This window comes from Enterobacter cloacae complex sp. ESBL7 (assembly GCF_041679625.1).
Lineage (GTDB): Bacteria > Pseudomonadota > Gammaproteobacteria > Enterobacterales > Enterobacteriaceae > Enterobacter > Enterobacter asburiae_B.
On record NZ_JBGORN010000047.1, the window covers coordinates 1 to 381 of the forward strand.

Below are 381 nucleotides of genomic sequence, written 5' to 3' on the forward strand. Positions count from 1 at the left end.
CCCCATTCTGCGTCTCAATATTCCCCGACGTGTTCACCACCTGGCTGTTCGCATTCCCCGCCGCATCCCGCTGCATCCACAGGTTATTTCCCGCCATGATGTCGCCGCGCCGGTTGGTGATGCTGTCAGCAAACAGCGCCAGGTTATTCGCCGCGTACAGCAGCGCGGTGTTGACGATGGACCCCGGCGCGCTCAGGGTCAGCGAGCCGCGCGTGCCGGTGAAGCCGTCGACGGTAATGTTGCTCCGGCTGGCGACGGTGATGTCGCCCCCGCCCTGCACCGCGCCCGCGGCATTGAGCGCCACGCTGCTGCCGGAGAGCGTGCTGGTGCCGCCGCCGGTGGTGATTTGTCCGTTGTTGCTGAGCTGCCCGCCCGCGCTGA

At 66.9% G+C, this 381-nt stretch carries 1 protein-coding gene; it reads right to left on the reverse strand.

Features of this window, described 5'->3' with window-relative positions:
• The coding region (locus ACERY3_RS25400) for a hypothetical protein (protein WP_373226808.1) at nucleotides 1-381 on the reverse strand (381 nt) is incomplete at both ends.